Below are 16134 nucleotides of genomic sequence, written 5' to 3' on the forward strand. Positions count from 1 at the left end.
CTCTACTGTAAATTCGCGTGCGCGGCGCGGCTTGGTCGCAGCCCTCGGCTTCAGGCGCGCGGGAGCCGACGGCGCGGACCGCGCGCCAGGGCGAGCGCACCGACGAGACCCACGGCGGCGAGACCGCCGAGGCCGGCCAGCATCCAGTCGCGCTCGCGGCTGGTCCAATACTCGCTGCGCGTGGTTTCCGTACGGTCGCCGAAGCGCCCGTCGATGCGGGCCGGTCCCGGAACGGGCTCGAACAGATTGCCGGGTTTGTCCGCAGCCGGTGCGTCCGTGAGTTGGGCGTCCCACATGCTGGCGGCCTTGGAATCGGCGAAGCCGGGCGCGATCACCTGTGCCGCATGCATCATCAGCACGCTGCGACCGACCCAGACGTCCCGTTGCGGCTTTGCCGCCGTGGATACGATGGCCTCGGCGCACAGGCGCGGGTCGTAGACCGGGTCGGGGGCGTATTGGCCGTGGCCCGTGCGGTTGCGGGCCCAGTTGAATTGCGGCGTGTTGACCGCCGGCAGGTAGACGATGCTCAGAGAGACCGCGACCCGGTCGTGGATGAGCTCGCACCGCAGGGCATCCGTGAAGCCGGTGACGGCGAACTTCGCGGCGCAGTACGGAGCCTGGAGCGGTGCGGCCCGGATGGCGAGGCCCGAGGACACCTGAAGGATGGCGCCGCGGTTGCGCGGCTTCATGAACCGCAGGGCCGCGAGCGTCCCGTAGACCTGGCTGAGATAGGTGGTCTCGGTGACGCGCCGGTACTCCGCGGGGGTGATCCGGTCGGCCGGATTCACGATGGTTGCCATGGCATTGTTGACCCAAGCGTCGATGGGGCCGAGTTCGCGCTCCACCCGCTCGGCCGCCCCCGCGACGGCTTCGGCATCCGCGACATCGGCCGCGATGGCGAGGACCGGCCGGCCGTAGGCCTTGAGAAGGGCCTCCGTTTCCGACAGGCGATCCGGATCGCGGGCGATGACGGCCACCGCCCAGCCGCGCTTGGCGAACAGCTCCGCCGTCGCCAGCCCGATGCCGGCGGTCCCGCCCGTGACGACCGCGATGCGTGCCATGCTATCCAAAAATCCAGATCCGTCCGGCGAGTCTCCCGGGACGCGTCCTCGGCAACGGACGTGTTCGAATCCGGTTGCGGAGGGAGGTCCGTGCCCAAACGACACGTCTTCGCGGCAGCGGTCGGGATGGGTCTCAGGCGGTGGGCCGGTCGGCCGTCCCGGCATCGGGGGCCTTCGACCGGGATTTCGTGCGCCTTTCGGAGCCGGACGCCGTGTCCCGTCCGTTCGATCCCGCCCTGCCGACGGACTTGGTCGCGGCCTTAGATTTGGCCTGGGAGCTGGCCTTGGTCTTACGCGTGGCCGTCCTGACCGGCGTTGCCTTGCTCACCCTGGCGAGCCGGGCCTGGAGCAGCCCCAGCACGGCCGCCTCCTCGGGCTTCAGGCGCGTAAGGTCGTCGCGCAGCTCGTCCGCGACGGCGTGCTTCACCTGCAGCAGCAGGTCGCCCTCGAGGTAGCCGTCGAGCACCTGGGGGTGGATGTAGCACTTGCGGCAGATGGTCGGCGTGTTGCCGAGCCGGCTCGCCACGCTCTCGATGGCCGTCCGAAGGTTCTTCTTGGCGGCGGCCTGGCTGTCGAACGCCTCGAATTCCTGCAGCGCCAGGGCGGCCAGCACCGTGCCGGCCCAGGTGCGGAAATCCTTGGCGGTGACCGGCTGGCCGGTGATCTCGCGCAGGTACGCGTTCACGTCGGCCGAGGTCACGTCGCGGATGGCGCCGTCCGCGTCGCGGTACTGGAACAGCTCCTGGCCGGGCAGATCCTGGCAGGCCTTGACGATCCGGGCCACGCGCCGGTCCTTCACGCCGAGGTCCCAGGTCTTGCCGCTCTTGCCCTTGAACCGGAAGGTGAGCTTGGCGCCGGCGATCGTGGCGTGCCGGTCGCGCAGGGTGGTGAGACCGAAGCTCTTGTTGGTGCGGGCGTAATCGTCGTTGCCCACCCGAATGAGCGTGGTCTCCAGAAGATGCACCACCGTCGCCAGCACCTTTTCGCGGGGCAGGCCGGCCTTGCCCATGTCGGCGTCGACGCGGGCGCGCAGGCCCGGCAGCACGTCGGCGAAGGTCATGATGTGCTCGAACTTGGTCTGGTCCCGGGCGGCGCGGAAGTCGGCGTGGTAGCGGTACTGCTTGCGCCCCTTGGCGTCGCGCCCCGTCGCCTGGATGTGGCCGTTGGCGCGCGCGCAGATCCACACGTCGGTGTAGGCGGGCGGGATGGCGAGCGCCCGGATGCGGGCCAGGGTCTTCGCGTCGCGCACCGGGGCGCCCTTGGGGTCGCGGTAGGCGAAGCCCGTGCCGCTCCGGCGGCGGGTCAGCCCCGGCGTGGACTCGTCGACATAGGCGAGGCCCGCCTCCTCGGCCGCGTCGCGCGGATCGGCGACGGTGCCGTCCTCGTCCCGATCCGACGCCATGCGCAACGCTCCCCCCGGATGATTTCGTCAGGCGACAACCGGTGGCCGGGCCGCCCCGTTCCGGGCGCGACATCGCGCTACAGCCAGCGCTCCATGACGATGCGCGGGACCGCGTTCCAGCCGAGGCCGGCGTAGAAGTCGCGCACGCCCACGTTGCTCTCGCGGATCATGAGCTGCGCCTTGGGAATTTTCCGCACCCGCAGCCACTCTTCCCCGGCCGCCACCATGGCCCGGCCGTGGCCCCGGCCCCGCGCCTCGGCCGCTACGTAGTAGAGCCAGCCGCGATGGCCGTCGTGGCCGACCATCACGCTCGCGGCGACGCGCCCGTCCGGCGTGACGCCGACGAGGACGTCGGAGTTCGGACGCCCGGCGGCGCGGTCGAGGTCCGCGTCCGGATCGTTGTGGGGCACCACGAGGCCGCAGGCGCGCCACAGGGCGATCACCGCCGCGCGGTCGTCGGCTTCGAACGGCCGGATCGTCAGGCTTTCGGTCGTGTGCATGGACTTGTCCTCCGGCGGTCTTGTCTTCGTGCGGTCTTGTCCTGGTGCGGTCTTGCCTTTCTGCGCGGCGAGGCATGCTACAGGCTGAGGGATGGATACGCCGCCCCACCCGCCCCACGCGCGAAAAACCCTGGTCTTCGTCGTCACCGAGGACTGGTTCTTCGCCTCGCACTTCCTGCCCCTGGCGCGGGCGGCCGTCGCCATGGGTCTCACCGTGGCGGTGGTGACGCGGGTGCGCGATCACCGCGCGCCCATCGAGGCCACGGGTGCGCGGGTGGTCCACCTGGAGGCGGAGCGCTCGAGCCTCAACCCCATGGCGGCGGGGTACGCGGCGGGCCAGCTCGCCGGTATCCTCAAGGCGTTGAAGGCCGACATCGTCCACTGCATTGCCCTGCGCGCCATCCTGGTCGGCGGCACCGCGGCCGCCATGGCGGGCATCCCCGCCCGGGTCTACGCGGTGACCGGCCTCGGGCTCCTCGGCGCCCGCGCCGATGCCACCGGCCGGCTGTCGCGCCTGGCGCTGCGCGGCCTCATCCGGGGACCGCTCGCCTCGAAGCGAACCCGGTTCCTGTTCGAGAATCCCGACGACGCCCGGGCGCTCGGCCTCGACCCGGCCGACACCGCCGTCACCCTCGTCGGCGGGGCCGGCGTCGATCCCGAGGCCTTCACGCCCCGACCCCTGCCGCCGACCCCGCCCCTGCGGGTCGCCCTGGTGGCCCGGATGCTGTGGTCGAAGGGCGTCGATACGGCCGTGGAGGCCGTGCGCCGCGCCCGCGCCGACGGGGTGGCGGTGGAGCTCTCCCTCTACGGCGCGCCAGACCCCTCGAACCGCCGGGCGATCTCCGAGGCGACGCTCCGGGACTGGTCGCGCGACGGGATCGCGTGGCACGGGCCCACCGCCGACGTCGCCGGGGCCTACGCCGCCCACCACGCCGCCTGCCTGCCCTCGCGGGGCGGCGAGGGCCTGCCCCGCACCCTGCTGGAGGCGGCCGCCTGCGGGCGCGCGCTCCTCACCACCGACGTGCCGGGCTGCCGCTCCCTGGTGCGCGACGGACTCGAAGGTTTCGTCGTCCCGCCCGACGATTCCGCGGCGCTGGCCGCCGCCCTCGCGCGCCTCGCCGCCGATCCGGGACTCGTGGTGCGGATGGGCGAAGCGGCACGCGACCGCATCCGGGCGGGGGACTTCACGGAAGCGGCCGTGGCCGGCGCCGTCTGTGCGATCTACGCGGAGCTCTCGGCATGATCGCCTCGCCCGATCCCCTCGCCTTCATCCGTGAAAACACCCGGCTGCTGCCGGTGCCCCACGCGCCCGAGATCGTGCTGCATGTCGCCGACGAGGCCACCGCCCTGTGGCAGAAGACCGAGGACGAGCTCGAGGCCATCGGCCTGCCGCCGCCGTTCTGGGCCTTCGCCTGGGCGGGGGGACAGGCGCTCGCCCGCTACATCCTCGACAACCCCGAGCTCGTCTCCGGGCGCCGCGTCCTCGATTTCGCCTCGGGCTCCGGACTCGTCGCCATCGCGGCGGCGAAAGCCGGGGCGATCCACGTGACGGCGAGCGACCTCGACGGGTTCGCGATCCCCGCCATCGGCCTCAACGCGGCGGCCAACGGCGTCGCCGACCGCATCGAGGCGGTGCGGGACGACCTCATCGGCTCCGATCCCGGCAGCGCCGTCGTGCTCGCCGCCGACATCTTCTACGAATGCGACCTCGCCGGGCGCGTCACCGCGTGGCTGGCCGGGCTGCATGCGCGCGGCGCCACCGTGCTGGTGGGCGATCCCGGCCGGTCCTACCTGCCGCGCGACCGGCTCGAACGGCTCGCCACCTACGCGGTGCCGGTGAGCCGGTCCCTGGAGGATGCCGAGATCAAGCAGAGCAGCGTCTGGCGCTTCACCGCCTGACGGCCTTCGGCATCACGGCGCGCAGGGCGAGGTGCGTCGGCCCGCACAGAGCGAGCGGAATGCCGACGACGAGGAGGCCGAACCAGGCGTAAGGCGACATCCAGGTCTGGGCGGCGGTGTCGCTCATGCCCCAGACGTAGTTGATGTTGACCGGGGTGAGGCCGGGATCGGGGCGCGGCGCCGGCATGGCGAAGAAGCAGACCGCCAGCACCACCACGGCGAGGCCCGACCACGCCGTCCAGGCGCGGCGGTCGTAGCCGAGGCGCCAGACGAGATAGATCAGCAGGAACGGCAGCCAGCCGTGGAACAGCGACAGGCCGCGCAGGAAGAGCGAATTCTCGGACTTGAACATGTAGTCGGTCATGCCGGTGATCGGCAGGCCGAACAGGCCGGCGGTGAAATCCGCCACCCAGATCACCTGCGGCGCCAGGATGCCGACGGCGCCCATGGAGATGGGCAGCGCGCGCTCGGTCCAGATCCCCCAGAGGGTCAGGATCAGGGCGATGTCGCAGAAGTAGAGGAAGTTCGTCGGCCCGTAATACCACCCGTAGGTCGGCACCAGCACGGCCATGAAAGCCGTGTAGGCGAGCTTGAGGGCCATCGGCAGGCGCTGGCGTGCCCCTTCGGAGGACGCCAGCGTGCTGTCCCAGGGGGCCGGCGAGAGGGAAGCGCTCATGGTCTGAAGGTCCGTCCGGCCCCGATCGGCCCGGTGTCGGGACGATGCCGTGCCGGCGCCGCCGGGGCGGTGACGAACGGCACAGCTTACGTTGGGAAGGGCGCGATCAGAACCGGCCGCGGCGCTTGTTAGAACCGGCCGCGGCGCTTGTTAGAACCGGCCGCGGCGCTGGGCGTCGAGGCTCCACGGGCCGGCGCCGGCGGCGGCGAGGTAGAGGAACACGAAGCAGAACAGGATCGCCGCGTCGCCGCCGTTGAGGGCGGGAAACGGGCTCTTCGGCGCATGGGCCATGAAGTAGGCCACCGCCATCTGGCCCGACAGAACGAACGCCACCGGCCGGGTGAACAGGCCGAGCACGATCAGCGCGCCGCCGACGAGTTCGAGCAGGCCCGCCATCCCGATCAGGGAGACCAGTTCCGGCGCGCCGCCGCCACCCATGCGTGCGGGAAAGCCGAGGAGCTTCTGTGTCCCGTGGGCGAGGAACAGCAGCCCCGCCATGATGCGCAGGACGCTGAGCAGGCGCGGGGCCCAGGTGACCGAGAGGGCGTTGGTGTTCATGCGGTGACGTGCTCCGAGGAACGCCCCGGGACCCGAGGCGAGGGAGCCCCGCATCGAGCACGAATCGTACGGTGCGTCGATCCACCCCGGCGGCACCGGCGGGCGTCCGCGAACCGGATCGTGCCGGGCGGCACGGAAGAGGTCGCGCGGGGGCGCCGGTTCAGTCGGCCGCGACGGCGACGAGGGAGAACAGGGCCGCCAACAGGACATTGCCGGCGACGACGAGAGCGAGGACGAGCATGGCGATGGAATCTTAGGCTTCGAGGACCGGGAGGCCAGCCTTACGGCCACGCTTCTGGCCGGTTCATGAACGCCACGGCCCGGCCGACCCGGCAATGCGGAACGGCGTGAATCAATTGCTCCTGTGCCGGCTCCAGCGCCGTGTCCCGGGGACACCGTCGGGGCAAGCGATGCTAACCGATCTTGCCGAGCCGAATCAGCAACGCTTCGATCCGCTCGCCCACGGGTTCGGCCGGATCCGCGGGATAGAAGGCCCGCAGGGTGTGGCCGAGGTGGCGCCGGATGTGCGGCGCCAGGGCCGGCGGACGGCGCACCGAACCCGCCTCCGTCGCAGCCGCGGCATGGGAGCCATGAGATCGTTCGCCGTGCGTCTCGGGCATTCGAAAAGCCCCCTCTCGCCGCGTCGTCACGACGGCACCGGATCGGCGTGGTCGGACCCGGCGAAGATCGCACAGCAGGGTTAAGGATGCGTTTCCGGCGATCGGCCACCGGTCCGCCGCGACTCGGGCGACAGGCGCGAAATAAAAGCGTGACCGTTGGATCGAAGAGAAATGGCGCGGTGCCAGAGACTTGCGTCCGCCCCCCCATTCCGACGCGGCCCGCCGCCCGTTTTCGCGCCGCTGTCAAGTGGTAGACGTCGGCATCGCGGCTGGTTTACATCTTTTACTCAGGCATGAGCACTCCCTACGCTCAGCCACCTCGCAGTCTGGATGAGGTCAAATTGAGTGGCATGCAAAGTATTGCAATGACCGAACGCGAGCGGGATACAGTGATCGCTGCGCTGCGGTATTATCAATTCTATCGTTTGCAGGGAAATCCATTTAATCCGCAGCAGGATCATTTGATCGACGCCATCGCCGGGCATTCCGGCGAGGCCCTGGACTTGGCCGCCATCGACGACCTCTGTGCCGGCCTCAACGGCAACAAGCACGCCCTCAGCGCAGCCGCCTGAGGGGTGCCGCCCGGCCCGGCGTCTCGTCGGACGAGACGCCGGGCCTCGCGTGCGGAGCCCGCCCGTCCGGGCCGCTCCGCCGCCCGCTCAAGGGGCCGCGTCGAGCTGCTGCCTGGCGCGCCCGAGGGCCTCCCTGCAACCCTTGGCGTCGCCCTTGCCATCGGCGGTGCGGGCCTCGTCGAGGGCGACCTTGGCCTGCATCGCCTTGTCGCCGCCCTTGCCGGCCTCGGCCGACTTCTCCGGCGGCGTCGTGGGGTGCGTGCTCGGATTGCCGCCGGACGCCCCTCCCTCGCCGCCGCGCGCGCCGGCATCGGCCTGGCCGCTCGTGGAGGCCGAGATCGACTCCTTGGCCTGATTCTTCACCTTGCCCTCGAGGGCCGCGATTTCGTCCGCGCAGGGCGAGGCGTGGGCTTGGCTCACCGCACCCGCGAGGGTCGCGGCGAGGAGGCCGGCGGCGAGCCAGGCGGGTCGTGTCGTGTTCGATGGCATCGTCGAATCGAATCCCGATACAGCAGGGAGGCGCCGAAGCGGCGGCCTCTTCCCCGGGTCAACCCGCCGGGAGGCGGGACGGCTCCGGCCCGGATGGCGGAACCACCGTTTTTCGTCGCGCCCGACCATGAAAAAGGGGTGCCGCGCGATGCGACACCCCCGTTTCTCGTGCTGTCCATCGTCGTGAAGCCCCCGGAGAGGCACCGGCCCAGGGCCGGGTTCGTCGCGGCGCCCCGAGGGGCGTCCGCTCAGGCGCTGAGCTGGTCGCGGATCGGCAGTTGTCGGATGCGACGGCCCGTGGCCGCGAAGATCGCGTTGGCGATGGCGGGGGCGACCGGCGGCACGCCCGGCTCGCCGACGCCGCCCAGCGGCCCCGAGAAGTTCGGGTTCGGCAGCAGGTGGACGTGGATCTCCTTCGGGGCGGCGTCGATGCGGGTGATCTCGTAGCCGTCGAAGTTGTTCTGCTGGGCGCGGCCGTCCTTGAACGTGATCTCGGCCGAGAGCGCGAGGCCCATCCCCATGACCACGGCGCCTTCCATCTGCGACCGGATGCGCTCCGGGTTCACCTGCGGTCCGCAATCGACGGCGATGTCGACGCGCTTGACCATGACCTCGCCCTTGGCCCCGACCTCCACCTCGGCGGCGACCGCCGTGTGGGTGACGAAGCTGTAGTGACCGGCGATGCCGAGCCCGGTGTTCTTCGCCATCTTGCGGCCCCAGCCGATGCCCTTGGCCGCCGCCTCGATGACCCCGCGCAGGCGTGCCGTGTCGATGGGGTAGCGGGCCGGGTCCTCGCCGTAGTTCCAGACATCGCCGAGCGTCGTCGGATCGATCTTGCGATCGGGGCCGATGAGGGCGAGCAGGTACTCCTTCGGGTCACGCCCCGCCGCATGCGCCAACTCGTTCACGAACGACTGGATCGCGAAGGCGTGCGGGATGTTCGAGACCGAGCGGAACCAGCCGATGCGCACGTGCGCGTCGGCCGCCGGGTTCTCGAGACGGATGTTGGGTACGGCGAACGGTGTGTTGGTGAGGCCCATGCCGAGCTCGAACGGGAGTTCGTTCTTGGCGCCCGCCGCGAAGATTGACCCGATGGTGGGGGCCGCCGAACGGTGGAGCCAAGCCACCGGCATGCCCTTGTCGTCGAGGCCGGCTTCCAGGCGCTCCACCGAGATGGTGTGGTAGTAGCCGTGGTGCAGGTCGTCCTCACGGGTCCAGGTCAGCTTCACCGGGGCGCCGTCCACGGCCTGGGAGCACAGAGCCGCTTCGAGCACGTAATCCGGCTTCGACTTGCGGCCGAAACCGCCGCCGAGCAGGGTCTGGTTGACCCGCACCTTGTCGGCCGCGAGATTCAGCTTCTTCGCCAGCCGGTCGTGGGTCGCCTGCGGCGCCTGGGTGCAGGCCCAGGCCTCGCAGAAACCGTCCTTGATCCGCACCACGGCGGCCGGCGGCTCCATCGGGGCCTGGACGAGGTGGGGCACGAAGTATTCGGCCTCGACCCGCTTCTTGGCCTTCGCCATCGCGCCGTCGACGTCGCCCTGGTTGCGCACGACCTTGCCGGGGGCACGCACCGCCTTCTCCAGCTCGCCCCGGAAGGCGACGGAGTCGTAGGAGGCATTGGGGCCGTCGTCCCAGGTCACTTTGAGGGCCTCGCGGGCCTTCATGGCCGCCCAGGTGTTTTTCGCGATGACCGCGACGCCGCCCAGCGGCTGGAACTCGACCGGTGCCTCCGGGGCGTCGATCTTGAAGATCTTGACGACGCCCGGGACTTTCTTGGCCTCGGTGTCGTCGTAGCTCACCACCTTGCCGCCGAAGACCGGCGGGCGGGCGACGAGGGCGTAGAGCATCCCGTCGATCTTGGTGTCGAGGCCGTAGACGGCCTTGCCCGTGGTGATGTCGCGGTTGTCGACGAGGCCGATCTTGCCCTTGCCGATGTACTTGAAATCCTTCGAATCCTTGAGCGTCACGGATTCGCGGGCCGGCACCGGCAGTTCGGCCGCTGCCGCCGCGATCTCGCCGTAGCCGAGGCTGCGCTTGGATTTGGCGTGGGTGACGACGTGGTTCTCGGCCTTCACTTCCGAGACCGGCACGTTCCACTGCTTGGCGGCGGCCTGGACCAGCATCAGGCGGGCGGCGGCCCCGGCGTGGCGCAGGTGCTGGAAGAAATGGCGGAGCGAGCGCGACCCGTCCGTGTCCTGGTTGCCGAAGCGGGTCTCGTCGCCCCAGGCCTGGGCGACCTTCACCTTGTCCCAGGTGGCTTCGAGTTCGTCGGCGACCACGAAGGCGATGGAGGTGCGAACCCCCTGGCCCATCTCGGCGCGGTGGCAGGTCACCGTCACGGTGCCGTCGGGGGCGATGGCGACGAACACCTTGGGGTCGTCCTGCCACCCGTGCGGCATGGCATCGGCGCCGAATTTTTTCGGCTCGTTCGCCTTGTCCTCGGCTTTCGCCGAATCACGCCACGACAGGGCGAGCACCAGGGCACCCATGCCGCCCAGCATGGCGCGGCGGCTGACATTGGCGAGGGCCGTCGGGGCGGTGTCTTGGGTCGCGGTGGCTTCCGCCATCATCTTCGAATCGTGGATCACAGGCGCTCTCCCTTGGCGGCGGGGGCAGCCTGGCCGGCGGCCTGATGGATGGCGGCGCGGATGCGCGGGTAGGTGCCGCAGCGGCACAGGTTGCCGCTCATGGCCTCGTCGATCTGTGCGTCCGTGGGATTCGGGGTATCGGTGAGGAGCGAGGCGGCCTGCATCATCTGCCCGCACTGGCAATAGCCGCACTGGGCGACGTTGAGGTCGCGCCAGGCCGCCTGGACCGGGTGGTTGCCGTCGGGGGACAGGCCCTCGATGGTGACGACGGCCTGACCCTCGGCGGCCGAGACCGGCGTGACGCAGCCGCGCACGGCGGTGCCGCCGACATGGATGGTACAGGCGCCGCACAGCGCCTGGCCGCAGCCGAACTTGGTGCCGGTGAGACCGACCTCGTCGCGCAGGTACCACAGCAGCGGCATGTCGGGATCGCCGTCGAAGCTGCGTTCAGCCCCGTTCACGGTGAGTTTGATCATTGGTCTGTCCTATCCTGAATCGGGCGATTCCGGCGGTCGTGGACCGTCGGGGCGCCCGTCTGGGTCGCGTGGTCGGCGTCCGGGCACGCGATCCGTGTCGCGGTCCCGCATCGATCGCTCGCGCGGAGAGCCCCGGCTTCCTGCAGGAACGGCAACCGCCACCGGACGGCGGCGGCATGGGCAGCGCGGCGGGCGCGACGTCGTTCTTCGGAATGAGACCAATTAAATGCAGCGCGTGCTGCAGTGCAACGCCGGAGGTCCGATCCGGCTCCCTGACCGGGACGATCCGGCACTATGGATGTGCGTTGGCGCACAAACTGCACCCGCGCCGCTGCGACCGCGGGCCGCGATCGCACGTGAGGGGCGGTGCGTGGGGCGGCGATCGCGGTCTCAGGTCTCGACCAGACCCGCGCTCGATCCCGACGCCTCCGAATCCCCGGCCCCGTGCGGCAGGGCGAGATACTCCGAAGAACGCATCTCGATGAGGCGCGACACCGTGCGGTCGAACTCGAAGGCCTCGCGGCCGTCGGTGGCCGTGTAGAGTCCCGGCGGCTCGGCCGCCGCCGAGGCGACGAGCTTCACGTGGGCATCGTAGAAGGTGTCGACCAGGGTGATGAAGCGCTTGGCCTCGTTGCGGGTCTCCGCGCTCATCACCGGGATGTCGGCGAGGATCACCGTGTGGAAGGCCCGTGCCACGGCCATGTAGTCGGAGGCCCCGAGCGGCTGCGCGCAGAGATCCGCGAAGGTGAAGCGCGCCACGCCCGCCGCCTCTTCCGGCACCGGCACGTCCCGCCCCTTCACCCGCACGGTGGCGGGCCTGCCCCGGGCCTTGCCCGTGAGACCCTTGAAGGCGCGGGCGAGGGCCGCCTCGGCCTCCGCGTCCGCGGGCACGTGATAGACCGAGGCGCCCCCGAGCTTCTCCAGCCGGAAATCCGTGCGCGAATCGAGGCGCAGGACGTCGACGCGGTTCTTCAGCTCGGCGACGAAGGGCAGGAACAGGGCCCGGTTGAGGCCGCCCTCGTAGAGCCGGTCGGGCTCGACGTTGGAGGTCGCCACCACGGTGACACCCCGCTTGAACAGGGCGTCGAACAGGCGCCCCAGGATCATCGCGTCGGCGATGTCGGTGACGGTGAACTCGTCGAAGCACAGCAGGGTCGCCTCGTCGGCCAGCGCGTCGGCCACCACGGGGATCGGATCGTCGCCCTTCGCCGTGCCGGCCTTGAGGGCCTGGCGGTGGGCGTGGATGCGCTCGTGCGCGTCGGCGAGGAAGCCGTGGAAGTGCACCCGGCGCTTCGGGCCGGGTGCCGCCTCGTGGAACAGGTCCATCAGCATGGTCTTGCCCCGGCCGACGGAGCCCCAGATGTAGAGGCCCTTCGGCACGGCGGCCGGATCCGCCTTGCGCCCGAACAGCCAGCCCAGCGCGCTGCCCTTGCGGGCGCGCCGGCGCCGGCCGAGTTCCTGCGCCAGACCGTCCAGCGCCCGCACGAGGTGGACCTGCGCCGGGTCGCGCTCGATGGCGCCCGACGCCACCAGGGCCTCGTAGCGCTCGAAGACCGGACCGGGGGAGACCGCGCCCGAACGGGCGTGATCGGACGGCGCCACGGGGGCTGATGAACTCACGACGGTAAGCCTCGACGCAGGGGCCGGGACCGGGACGGGCGGCCCGCACGATCCGGGTCTGCCGCGCGTCCGGGGCCGGATCAAGCGGGGTGATTGGTATGCCAGCGACAGGGCCGGCATGACGTTTTGCTGCATTGCACAAATCGGGTGGCGATGCCACATCTGCCCGGCCTTGAGGGAGGCAACGCCCGGATTCCGGCGCGCCGCGGCGCGCCCTCACGCCGGAGAGGCATCACCATGCCCGAGCCCCGAATGCCCGAATCCCGAACGCGCGAACCCCGATCGGAACCGCGCGCCCTGCACCCCGTCATCCGCCGCCTGTGGCCGAGCGATGCCGCGGCGGTGGAGACCTACTTCCTGCGCCTCGATCCGGAGACCCGCGCCAACCGCTTCATGGGCACCTTGAGCGACGCGGCCGCCCTGGCCTATGCGCGCCGGGCCCTGAGGATCGACGGCGTGGTGTTCGGCGGGTTCGTCGACGGCACCCTGCGGGCCCTCGGTGAGCTGCGACCGACCCGGGCGCCGCCGTCGCGCTACCGGCTCGGCGCCGAGGCGGAGGCCGCCTTCGCGGTGGAGCGCGGCTACCGGCGCAACGGCCTCGGCCACGCCCTGTTTCGCCGGATCGCCGGGGCGGCGCGCAATCGCGGCGTACGCGACCTGCGGGTGCGCTGCCTCAGCCGGAACCGGCCGATGCAGAACCTCGCCCTCCGGGTCGGCGCTGACCTGCGGATGGCGGACGGGGAGGCCGAGGGGGCGCTTCACCTCGCCCGGCCGACGCCCGTCTCCCTGTGGCAGGAGAGCGTCACCGAGGCGTTCGACTTCACCCTGGCGCTCGCCGCCGCGTGAGGCCACACTGGGGATCACGCTTTCGAGAGTGGCTCCCGCCATGCGCCCCACCCTGTTCGCCACCGCCGTCCTGCTCGTCTCCTCCGGCCAAGGGTTCGGCCAGCCGCGGCCGGCCATGCCGGAGATGATCTGTGCCGAGGCGGCCGGCCTCGTCGCCCGCACGGGCGCCATCGTGCTCACGACGGGGCCGTTTACCTACGCCCGGTTCGTGCGCGACGGCGGCTTCTGCCCCCTGCCGGAAACGACGCGGCCGGCCTTCGAGCTGACGCGCGACACGCCGCGCTGCTTCGTCGGCTACACCTGCCACGACCGCTTCACCGAGGGCGGCGGCCGCGAATAGGCATCGCAGTCCCGACAGGACGCGTCACGGCCAAGCTGCCATGTTGCGGCCAAGCCCCGTGCCGATGCTGGCGGCGACGCCCCGCGGGGGGGGTCGGCACCGAGGGGCCACACGCATGAGCACCAGCGATCACGTCGCGCGCCAGCCCGGCGACCTGCGCCTGCAGCGCTCCGTCGCCGACACCCTGCGGACCATCGCGGCGGCCTGCGCCGAGCGCGACGCCCCTCCGGTCAAGGCGGCCCGGCGCCAGCTCGCCGCCATCTACGGCGCCACGCGCCTGAGCCGCCGCCGCGACGGCCTGCGCGCCACGGGCTGATCTATTTCGCCCGCTCCGGCCGCACGGCGAGCCAGATCGTGTGGCGGGCGCCCCGCCCCCGCCCGGCCCGCACGGACACCGCTTCCACGGCGAACCCGGCGCGGACGAGGCGCTGGGTGAAGGCCGGATCGGGATGGGCCGACCACACGGCGAGCACGCCGCCGGGGCGCAGGGCGTTGCGCGCCGCGGCCAACCCGCCCACGTCGTAGAGCCGGTCGTTCTCCGCCCGGGTCAGCCCCTCGGGGCCGTTGTCGACATCGAGGAGGATCGCGTCGAAGGCCAGCGCAGAGGACCGGATCAGGGCGGCGACATCGGCCTCCCGCGCCTCGACCCGGGGGTCGGACAGGGCATCGGCGGAGATGTGGGCCAGGGGGCCGCGCCCCCAGGTGAGCACCGCCGGCACCAGTTCGGCCACCACCAGCCGCGCATCCGGCCCCAGGGCGTCCAGGGCCGCCCGCAGGGTGAAGCCCATGCCGAAGCCGCCGATGAGGACCTTCGCCCCGGCCCGTCCGCCGATCCGCGCCGCCGTCAGGGTCGCCAGCGCCTCCTCCGAGCCGCTGAGGCGGCTGTTCATCAGGTCGTTGCGGCCGATCCGGATGAGGAATTCATGGCCGCGCTGGAGCAGACGCAGCTCGTCGGTTGTGCCCGGGATCGGGGCGGTGTCGAGGGCGACCCAGGGAATCACGGCGAACCTCGCGGGCGTCAGAACAGGCGTGGCGCCCGGTACCACACCCGGCGCACCGCGCCCAACCCGGTGCACGCCGGCCATGCCGCACCCGTATTCGCCTTCGCCGCGCCGATCGCCTATATCGGACCGATTCCAGATCGAAGGTTCCAAGACCATGGCGACGGCGTCGTTCGACACCGCCCGGGGCGACGCGAGCGCCGCCCCCGCAATCGAGAAGCTGCCCGAGTTCGCGCCGGAGACGACGCCCCTCGGCGGCCCCCTCGGGCGGTCCTCCCTCGTCGGCCTGACCCGGGACGACCTCAAGGCGCGGCTTGGCGCCATCGGCGTGTCCGAGCGCGAGCAGCGCATGCGGTCGGGCCAGATCTGGCACTGGGTCAACGTGCGCGGCGCCAAGCACTTCGACGACATGACCAATGTCGGCAAGGGCCTGAAGGCGGATCTGGCGCGCGCCTACACCCTCGACCGGCCGGAGGTGATCACCGAGCAGGTCTCGCGGGACGGCACCCGCAAGTGGCTCATGCGCATGGCGCCGACGGGCAAGCACGACCACAATCGCGGCGCCGAGATCGAGTGCGTCTACATTCCCGGCCGGGGCCGGGGCACCCTCTGTGTCTCGAGCCAGGTCGGCTGCACCCTCACCTGCTCGTTCTGCCACACGGGTACCCAGCGCCTCGTGCGCAACCTGACGGCGGCCGAGATCGTCGCGCAGGTGGTGGTGGCGCGCGACCACCTCAACGACTGGGCCGGGCAGAATCCGACGCCGGCCGGGGCCGACGAGGTTCGCCGCGCGGTGACCAACATCGTGTTCATGGGCATGGGCGAGCCCCTCTACAACATCGACAACGTCATCGATTCCGTCGGCGTCATGGCCGACCAGGAGGGCCTGGGCCTGTCGCGCCGGCGCATCACCGTCTCGACCTCCGGCGTGGTGCCGCAGATGCAGCGCCTCGGCACCGACGCCCACGCCATGCTGGCGATCTCGCTGCACGCCGTGCGCGACGATCTTCGCGATACCCTGGTGCCGCTCAACCGCAAGTATCCGCTGGCCGAACTCATCGCCGCCTGCCGCAACTATCCGGGCCTCAACAACGCCCGGCGCATCACCTTCGAGTACGTGATGCTGAAGGGCATCAACGACACCGACGCCGATGCCCGCGAGCTGGTGCGGCTGCTCCAGGGCATTCCGGCCAAGATCAACCTCATCCCGTTCAACCCCTGGCCCGGCAGCGTCTACGAATGCTCCGACTGGGAGCGCATCGAGCGCTTCTCCGAGATCGTCTACGACGCCGGCTACGCGTCCCCCGTGCGCACCCCGCGCGGCCGCGACATCCTCGCCGCCTGCGGTCAGCTCAAGAGCGAGACCGAGAAGCTGCGCGCCCGCGCCCGGATGATGCTGGAGGACGGGATCGGCGCCGAGGGCGTCTACGCGGGCGCCGACGACGGCGACGACGATTGATGGCCTGACACCCCCCTCCCCCTTGTG

The 16134-nt window shown here is 71.2% G+C and carries 18 protein-coding genes; 7 read left to right on the forward strand and 11 right to left on the reverse strand.

What is annotated here, in order from left to right:
• Positions 1 to 50: 50 nt before the first annotated feature.
• The 3 genes from ASF22_RS17370 to ASF22_RS17380 all read right to left on the reverse strand — a co-directional run bounded on the left by ASF22_RS17370 (position 51) and on the right by ASF22_RS17380 (position 2963).
• The gene (locus ASF22_RS17370) at positions 51 to 1061 is read right to left on the reverse strand and encodes an SDR family oxidoreductase (protein WP_056266652.1); all 1011 of its coding nucleotides are present in this window, start codon (positions 1059 to 1061) and stop codon (positions 51 to 53) included.
• A 133-nt stretch (positions 1062 to 1194) separates the two neighbouring features.
• Complete coding sequence (locus tag ASF22_RS17375; protein ID WP_056266655.1) at positions 1195 to 2463, reverse strand: DNA topoisomerase IB; 1269 nt, start codon at positions 2461 to 2463, stop codon at positions 1195 to 1197.
• Positions 2464 to 2540: 77 nt separating this feature from the next.
• A complete protein-coding gene (locus tag ASF22_RS17380; protein ID WP_056266657.1) occupies positions 2541 to 2963 on the reverse strand; it encodes a GNAT family acetyltransferase in 423 nt (140 codons plus the stop codon).
• A 91-nt stretch (positions 2964 to 3054) separates the two neighbouring features.
• Here ASF22_RS17380 and ASF22_RS17385 point away from each other — a divergent pair, with 91 nt between their 5' ends.
• Both ASF22_RS17385 and ASF22_RS17390 read left to right on the forward strand, forming a co-directional pair.
• Entirely contained in the window at positions 3055 to 4206 is a 1152-nt protein-coding gene (locus tag ASF22_RS17385; protein WP_056266662.1) for a glycosyltransferase, read from the forward strand.
• The gene (locus tag ASF22_RS17390) at positions 4203 to 4862 is read left to right on the forward strand and encodes a methyltransferase (RefSeq protein WP_056266664.1); all 660 of its coding nucleotides are present in this window, start codon (positions 4203 to 4205) and stop codon (positions 4860 to 4862) included. Before ASF22_RS17385 ends, ASF22_RS17390 begins: the two co-directional genes overlap by 4 nt.
• Here ASF22_RS17390 and ASF22_RS17395 read toward each other — a convergent pair.
• The 3 genes from ASF22_RS17395 to ASF22_RS24565 all read right to left on the reverse strand — a co-directional run bounded on the left by ASF22_RS17395 (position 4852) and on the right by ASF22_RS24565 (position 6650).
• A complete protein-coding gene (locus ASF22_RS17395; protein ID WP_156467527.1) occupies positions 4852 to 5463 on the reverse strand; it encodes a hypothetical protein in 612 nt (203 codons plus the stop codon). The genes ASF22_RS17390 and ASF22_RS17395 overlap by 11 nt on opposite strands.
• Before the next feature lie 225 nt (positions 5464 to 5688).
• Complete coding sequence (locus tag ASF22_RS17400) at positions 5689 to 6096, reverse strand: DoxX family protein (protein ID WP_056172979.1); 408 nt, start codon at positions 6094 to 6096, stop codon at positions 5689 to 5691.
• 413 nt (positions 6097 to 6509) lie between these two features.
• Positions 6510 to 6650: a hypothetical protein gene (locus ASF22_RS24565; RefSeq protein ID WP_200918833.1), complete on the reverse strand. Its 141-nt coding sequence runs from the start codon at positions 6648 to 6650 to the stop codon at positions 6510 to 6512.
• A 416-nt stretch (positions 6651 to 7066) separates the two neighbouring features.
• On the opposite strand from ASF22_RS24565, the gene ASF22_RS17410 reads away from it, so the two are divergent.
• Positions 7067 to 7288 carry a hypothetical protein gene (locus ASF22_RS17410; protein WP_056172371.1) on the forward strand — a complete coding sequence of 74 codons (222 nt, stop codon included), beginning with the start codon at positions 7067 to 7069 and terminating at the stop codon, positions 7286 to 7288.
• Positions 7289 to 7375: 87 nt separating this feature from the next.
• On the opposite strand, the gene ASF22_RS17415 is transcribed toward ASF22_RS17410, so the two are convergent.
• From ASF22_RS17415 to zapE, 4 genes are all read right to left on the reverse strand, one after another.
• The gene (locus tag ASF22_RS17415) at positions 7376 to 7777 is read right to left on the reverse strand and encodes a hypothetical protein (protein WP_056172374.1); all 402 of its coding nucleotides are present in this window, start codon (positions 7775 to 7777) and stop codon (positions 7376 to 7378) included.
• A 248-nt stretch (positions 7778 to 8025) separates the two neighbouring features.
• A complete protein-coding gene (locus ASF22_RS17420) occupies positions 8026 to 10365 on the reverse strand; it encodes a xanthine dehydrogenase family protein molybdopterin-binding subunit (RefSeq protein WP_056266672.1) in 2340 nt (779 codons plus the stop codon).
• On the reverse strand, positions 10362 to 10841 hold the full coding sequence (locus ASF22_RS17425) for a (2Fe-2S)-binding protein (RefSeq protein ID WP_056266675.1): 480 nt from the start codon (positions 10839 to 10841) through the stop codon (positions 10362 to 10364). Before ASF22_RS17425 ends, ASF22_RS17420 begins: the two co-directional genes overlap by 4 nt.
• 390 nt (positions 10842 to 11231) lie before the next feature.
• Complete coding sequence (zapE, locus tag ASF22_RS17430; protein ID WP_244474331.1) at positions 11232 to 12461, reverse strand: cell division protein ZapE; 1230 nt, start codon at positions 12459 to 12461, stop codon at positions 11232 to 11234.
• 237 nt (positions 12462 to 12698) lie between these two features.
• On the opposite strand from zapE, the gene ASF22_RS17435 reads away from it, so the two are divergent.
• The 3 genes from ASF22_RS17435 (at position 12699) to ASF22_RS17445 (ending at position 13963) form a co-directional block, all read left to right on the forward strand.
• Positions 12699 to 13307, forward strand: coding sequence for a GNAT family N-acetyltransferase (locus ASF22_RS17435; RefSeq protein ID WP_244474332.1), 609 nt, complete (start codon positions 12699 to 12701; stop codon positions 13305 to 13307).
• A gap of 40 nt (positions 13308 to 13347) precedes the next feature.
• Positions 13348 to 13647: a hypothetical protein gene (locus ASF22_RS17440; protein ID WP_056172389.1), complete on the forward strand. Its 300-nt coding sequence runs from the start codon at positions 13348 to 13350 to the stop codon at positions 13645 to 13647.
• Between the two features lie 115 nt (positions 13648 to 13762).
• Positions 13763 to 13963: a hypothetical protein gene (locus ASF22_RS17445; RefSeq protein WP_056266684.1), complete on the forward strand. Its 201-nt coding sequence runs from the start codon at positions 13763 to 13765 to the stop codon at positions 13961 to 13963.
• A 1-nt stretch (position 13964) separates the two neighbouring features.
• Here the strand turns inward: ASF22_RS17445 and ASF22_RS17450 are convergent, their stop codons facing one another.
• Positions 13965 to 14648, reverse strand: coding sequence for a spermidine synthase (locus ASF22_RS17450; protein ID WP_056267089.1), 684 nt, complete (start codon positions 14646 to 14648; stop codon positions 13965 to 13967).
• A 157-nt stretch (positions 14649 to 14805) separates the two neighbouring features.
• On the opposite strand from ASF22_RS17450, the gene rlmN reads away from it, so the two are divergent.
• Positions 14806 to 16107 carry a 23S rRNA (adenine(2503)-C(2))-methyltransferase RlmN gene (gene rlmN, locus ASF22_RS17455; protein WP_056172397.1) on the forward strand — a complete coding sequence of 434 codons (1302 nt, stop codon included), beginning with the start codon at positions 14806 to 14808 and terminating at the stop codon, positions 16105 to 16107.
• The last annotated feature ends 27 nt before the right edge of the window (positions 16108 to 16134 follow it).

Source organism: Methylobacterium sp. Leaf87 (assembly GCF_001422775.1).
GTDB lineage: Bacteria > Pseudomonadota > Alphaproteobacteria > Rhizobiales > Beijerinckiaceae > Methylobacterium.

What these genes read in the sequence shown, in the direction of transcription:
- ASF22_RS17410 (WP_056172371.1), top strand. Translation starts at nt 7,067, where the DNA reads ATGCAAAGTATTGCAATGACCGAACGCGAGCGGGATACAGTGATCGCT.
- ASF22_RS17375 (WP_056266655.1), bottom strand. Translation starts at nt 2,463, where the DNA reads ATGGCGTCGGATCGGGACGAGGACGGCACCGTCGCCGATCCGCGCGAC.
- ASF22_RS17390 (WP_056266664.1), top strand. Translation starts at nt 4,203, where the DNA reads ATGATCGCCTCGCCCGATCCCCTCGCCTTCATCCGTGAAAACACCCGG.
- ASF22_RS17400 (WP_056172979.1), bottom strand. Translation starts at nt 6,096, where the DNA reads ATGAACACCAACGCCCTCTCGGTCACCTGGGCCCCGCGCCTGCTCAGC.
- ASF22_RS17425 (WP_056266675.1), bottom strand. Translation starts at nt 10,841, where the DNA reads ATGATCAAACTCACCGTGAACGGGGCTGAACGCAGCTTCGACGGCGAT.
- ASF22_RS17440 (WP_056172389.1), top strand. Translation starts at nt 13,348, where the DNA reads ATGCGCCCCACCCTGTTCGCCACCGCCGTCCTGCTCGTCTCCTCCGGC.
- ASF22_RS17380 (WP_056266657.1), bottom strand. Translation starts at nt 2,963, where the DNA reads ATGCACACGACCGAAAGCCTGACGATCCGGCCGTTCGAAGCCGACGAC.
- ASF22_RS17415 (WP_056172374.1), bottom strand. Translation starts at nt 7,777, where the DNA reads ATGCCATCGAACACGACACGACCCGCCTGGCTCGCCGCCGGCCTCCTC.
- ASF22_RS17445 (WP_056266684.1), top strand. Translation starts at nt 13,763, where the DNA reads ATGAGCACCAGCGATCACGTCGCGCGCCAGCCCGGCGACCTGCGCCTG.
- ASF22_RS17395 (WP_156467527.1), bottom strand. Translation starts at nt 5,463, where the DNA reads ATGGCCCTCAAGCTCGCCTACACGGCTTTCATGGCCGTGCTGGTGCCG.
- ASF22_RS17385 (WP_056266662.1), top strand. Translation starts at nt 3,055, where the DNA reads ATGGATACGCCGCCCCACCCGCCCCACGCGCGAAAAACCCTGGTCTTC.
- ASF22_RS17435 (WP_244474332.1), top strand. Translation starts at nt 12,699, where the DNA reads ATGCCCGAGCCCCGAATGCCCGAATCCCGAACGCGCGAACCCCGATCG.
- ASF22_RS17370 (WP_056266652.1), bottom strand. Translation starts at nt 1,061, where the DNA reads ATGGCACGCATCGCGGTCGTCACGGGCGGGACCGCCGGCATCGGGCTG.
- rlmN (WP_056172397.1), top strand. Translation starts at nt 14,806, where the DNA reads ATGGCGACGGCGTCGTTCGACACCGCCCGGGGCGACGCGAGCGCCGCC.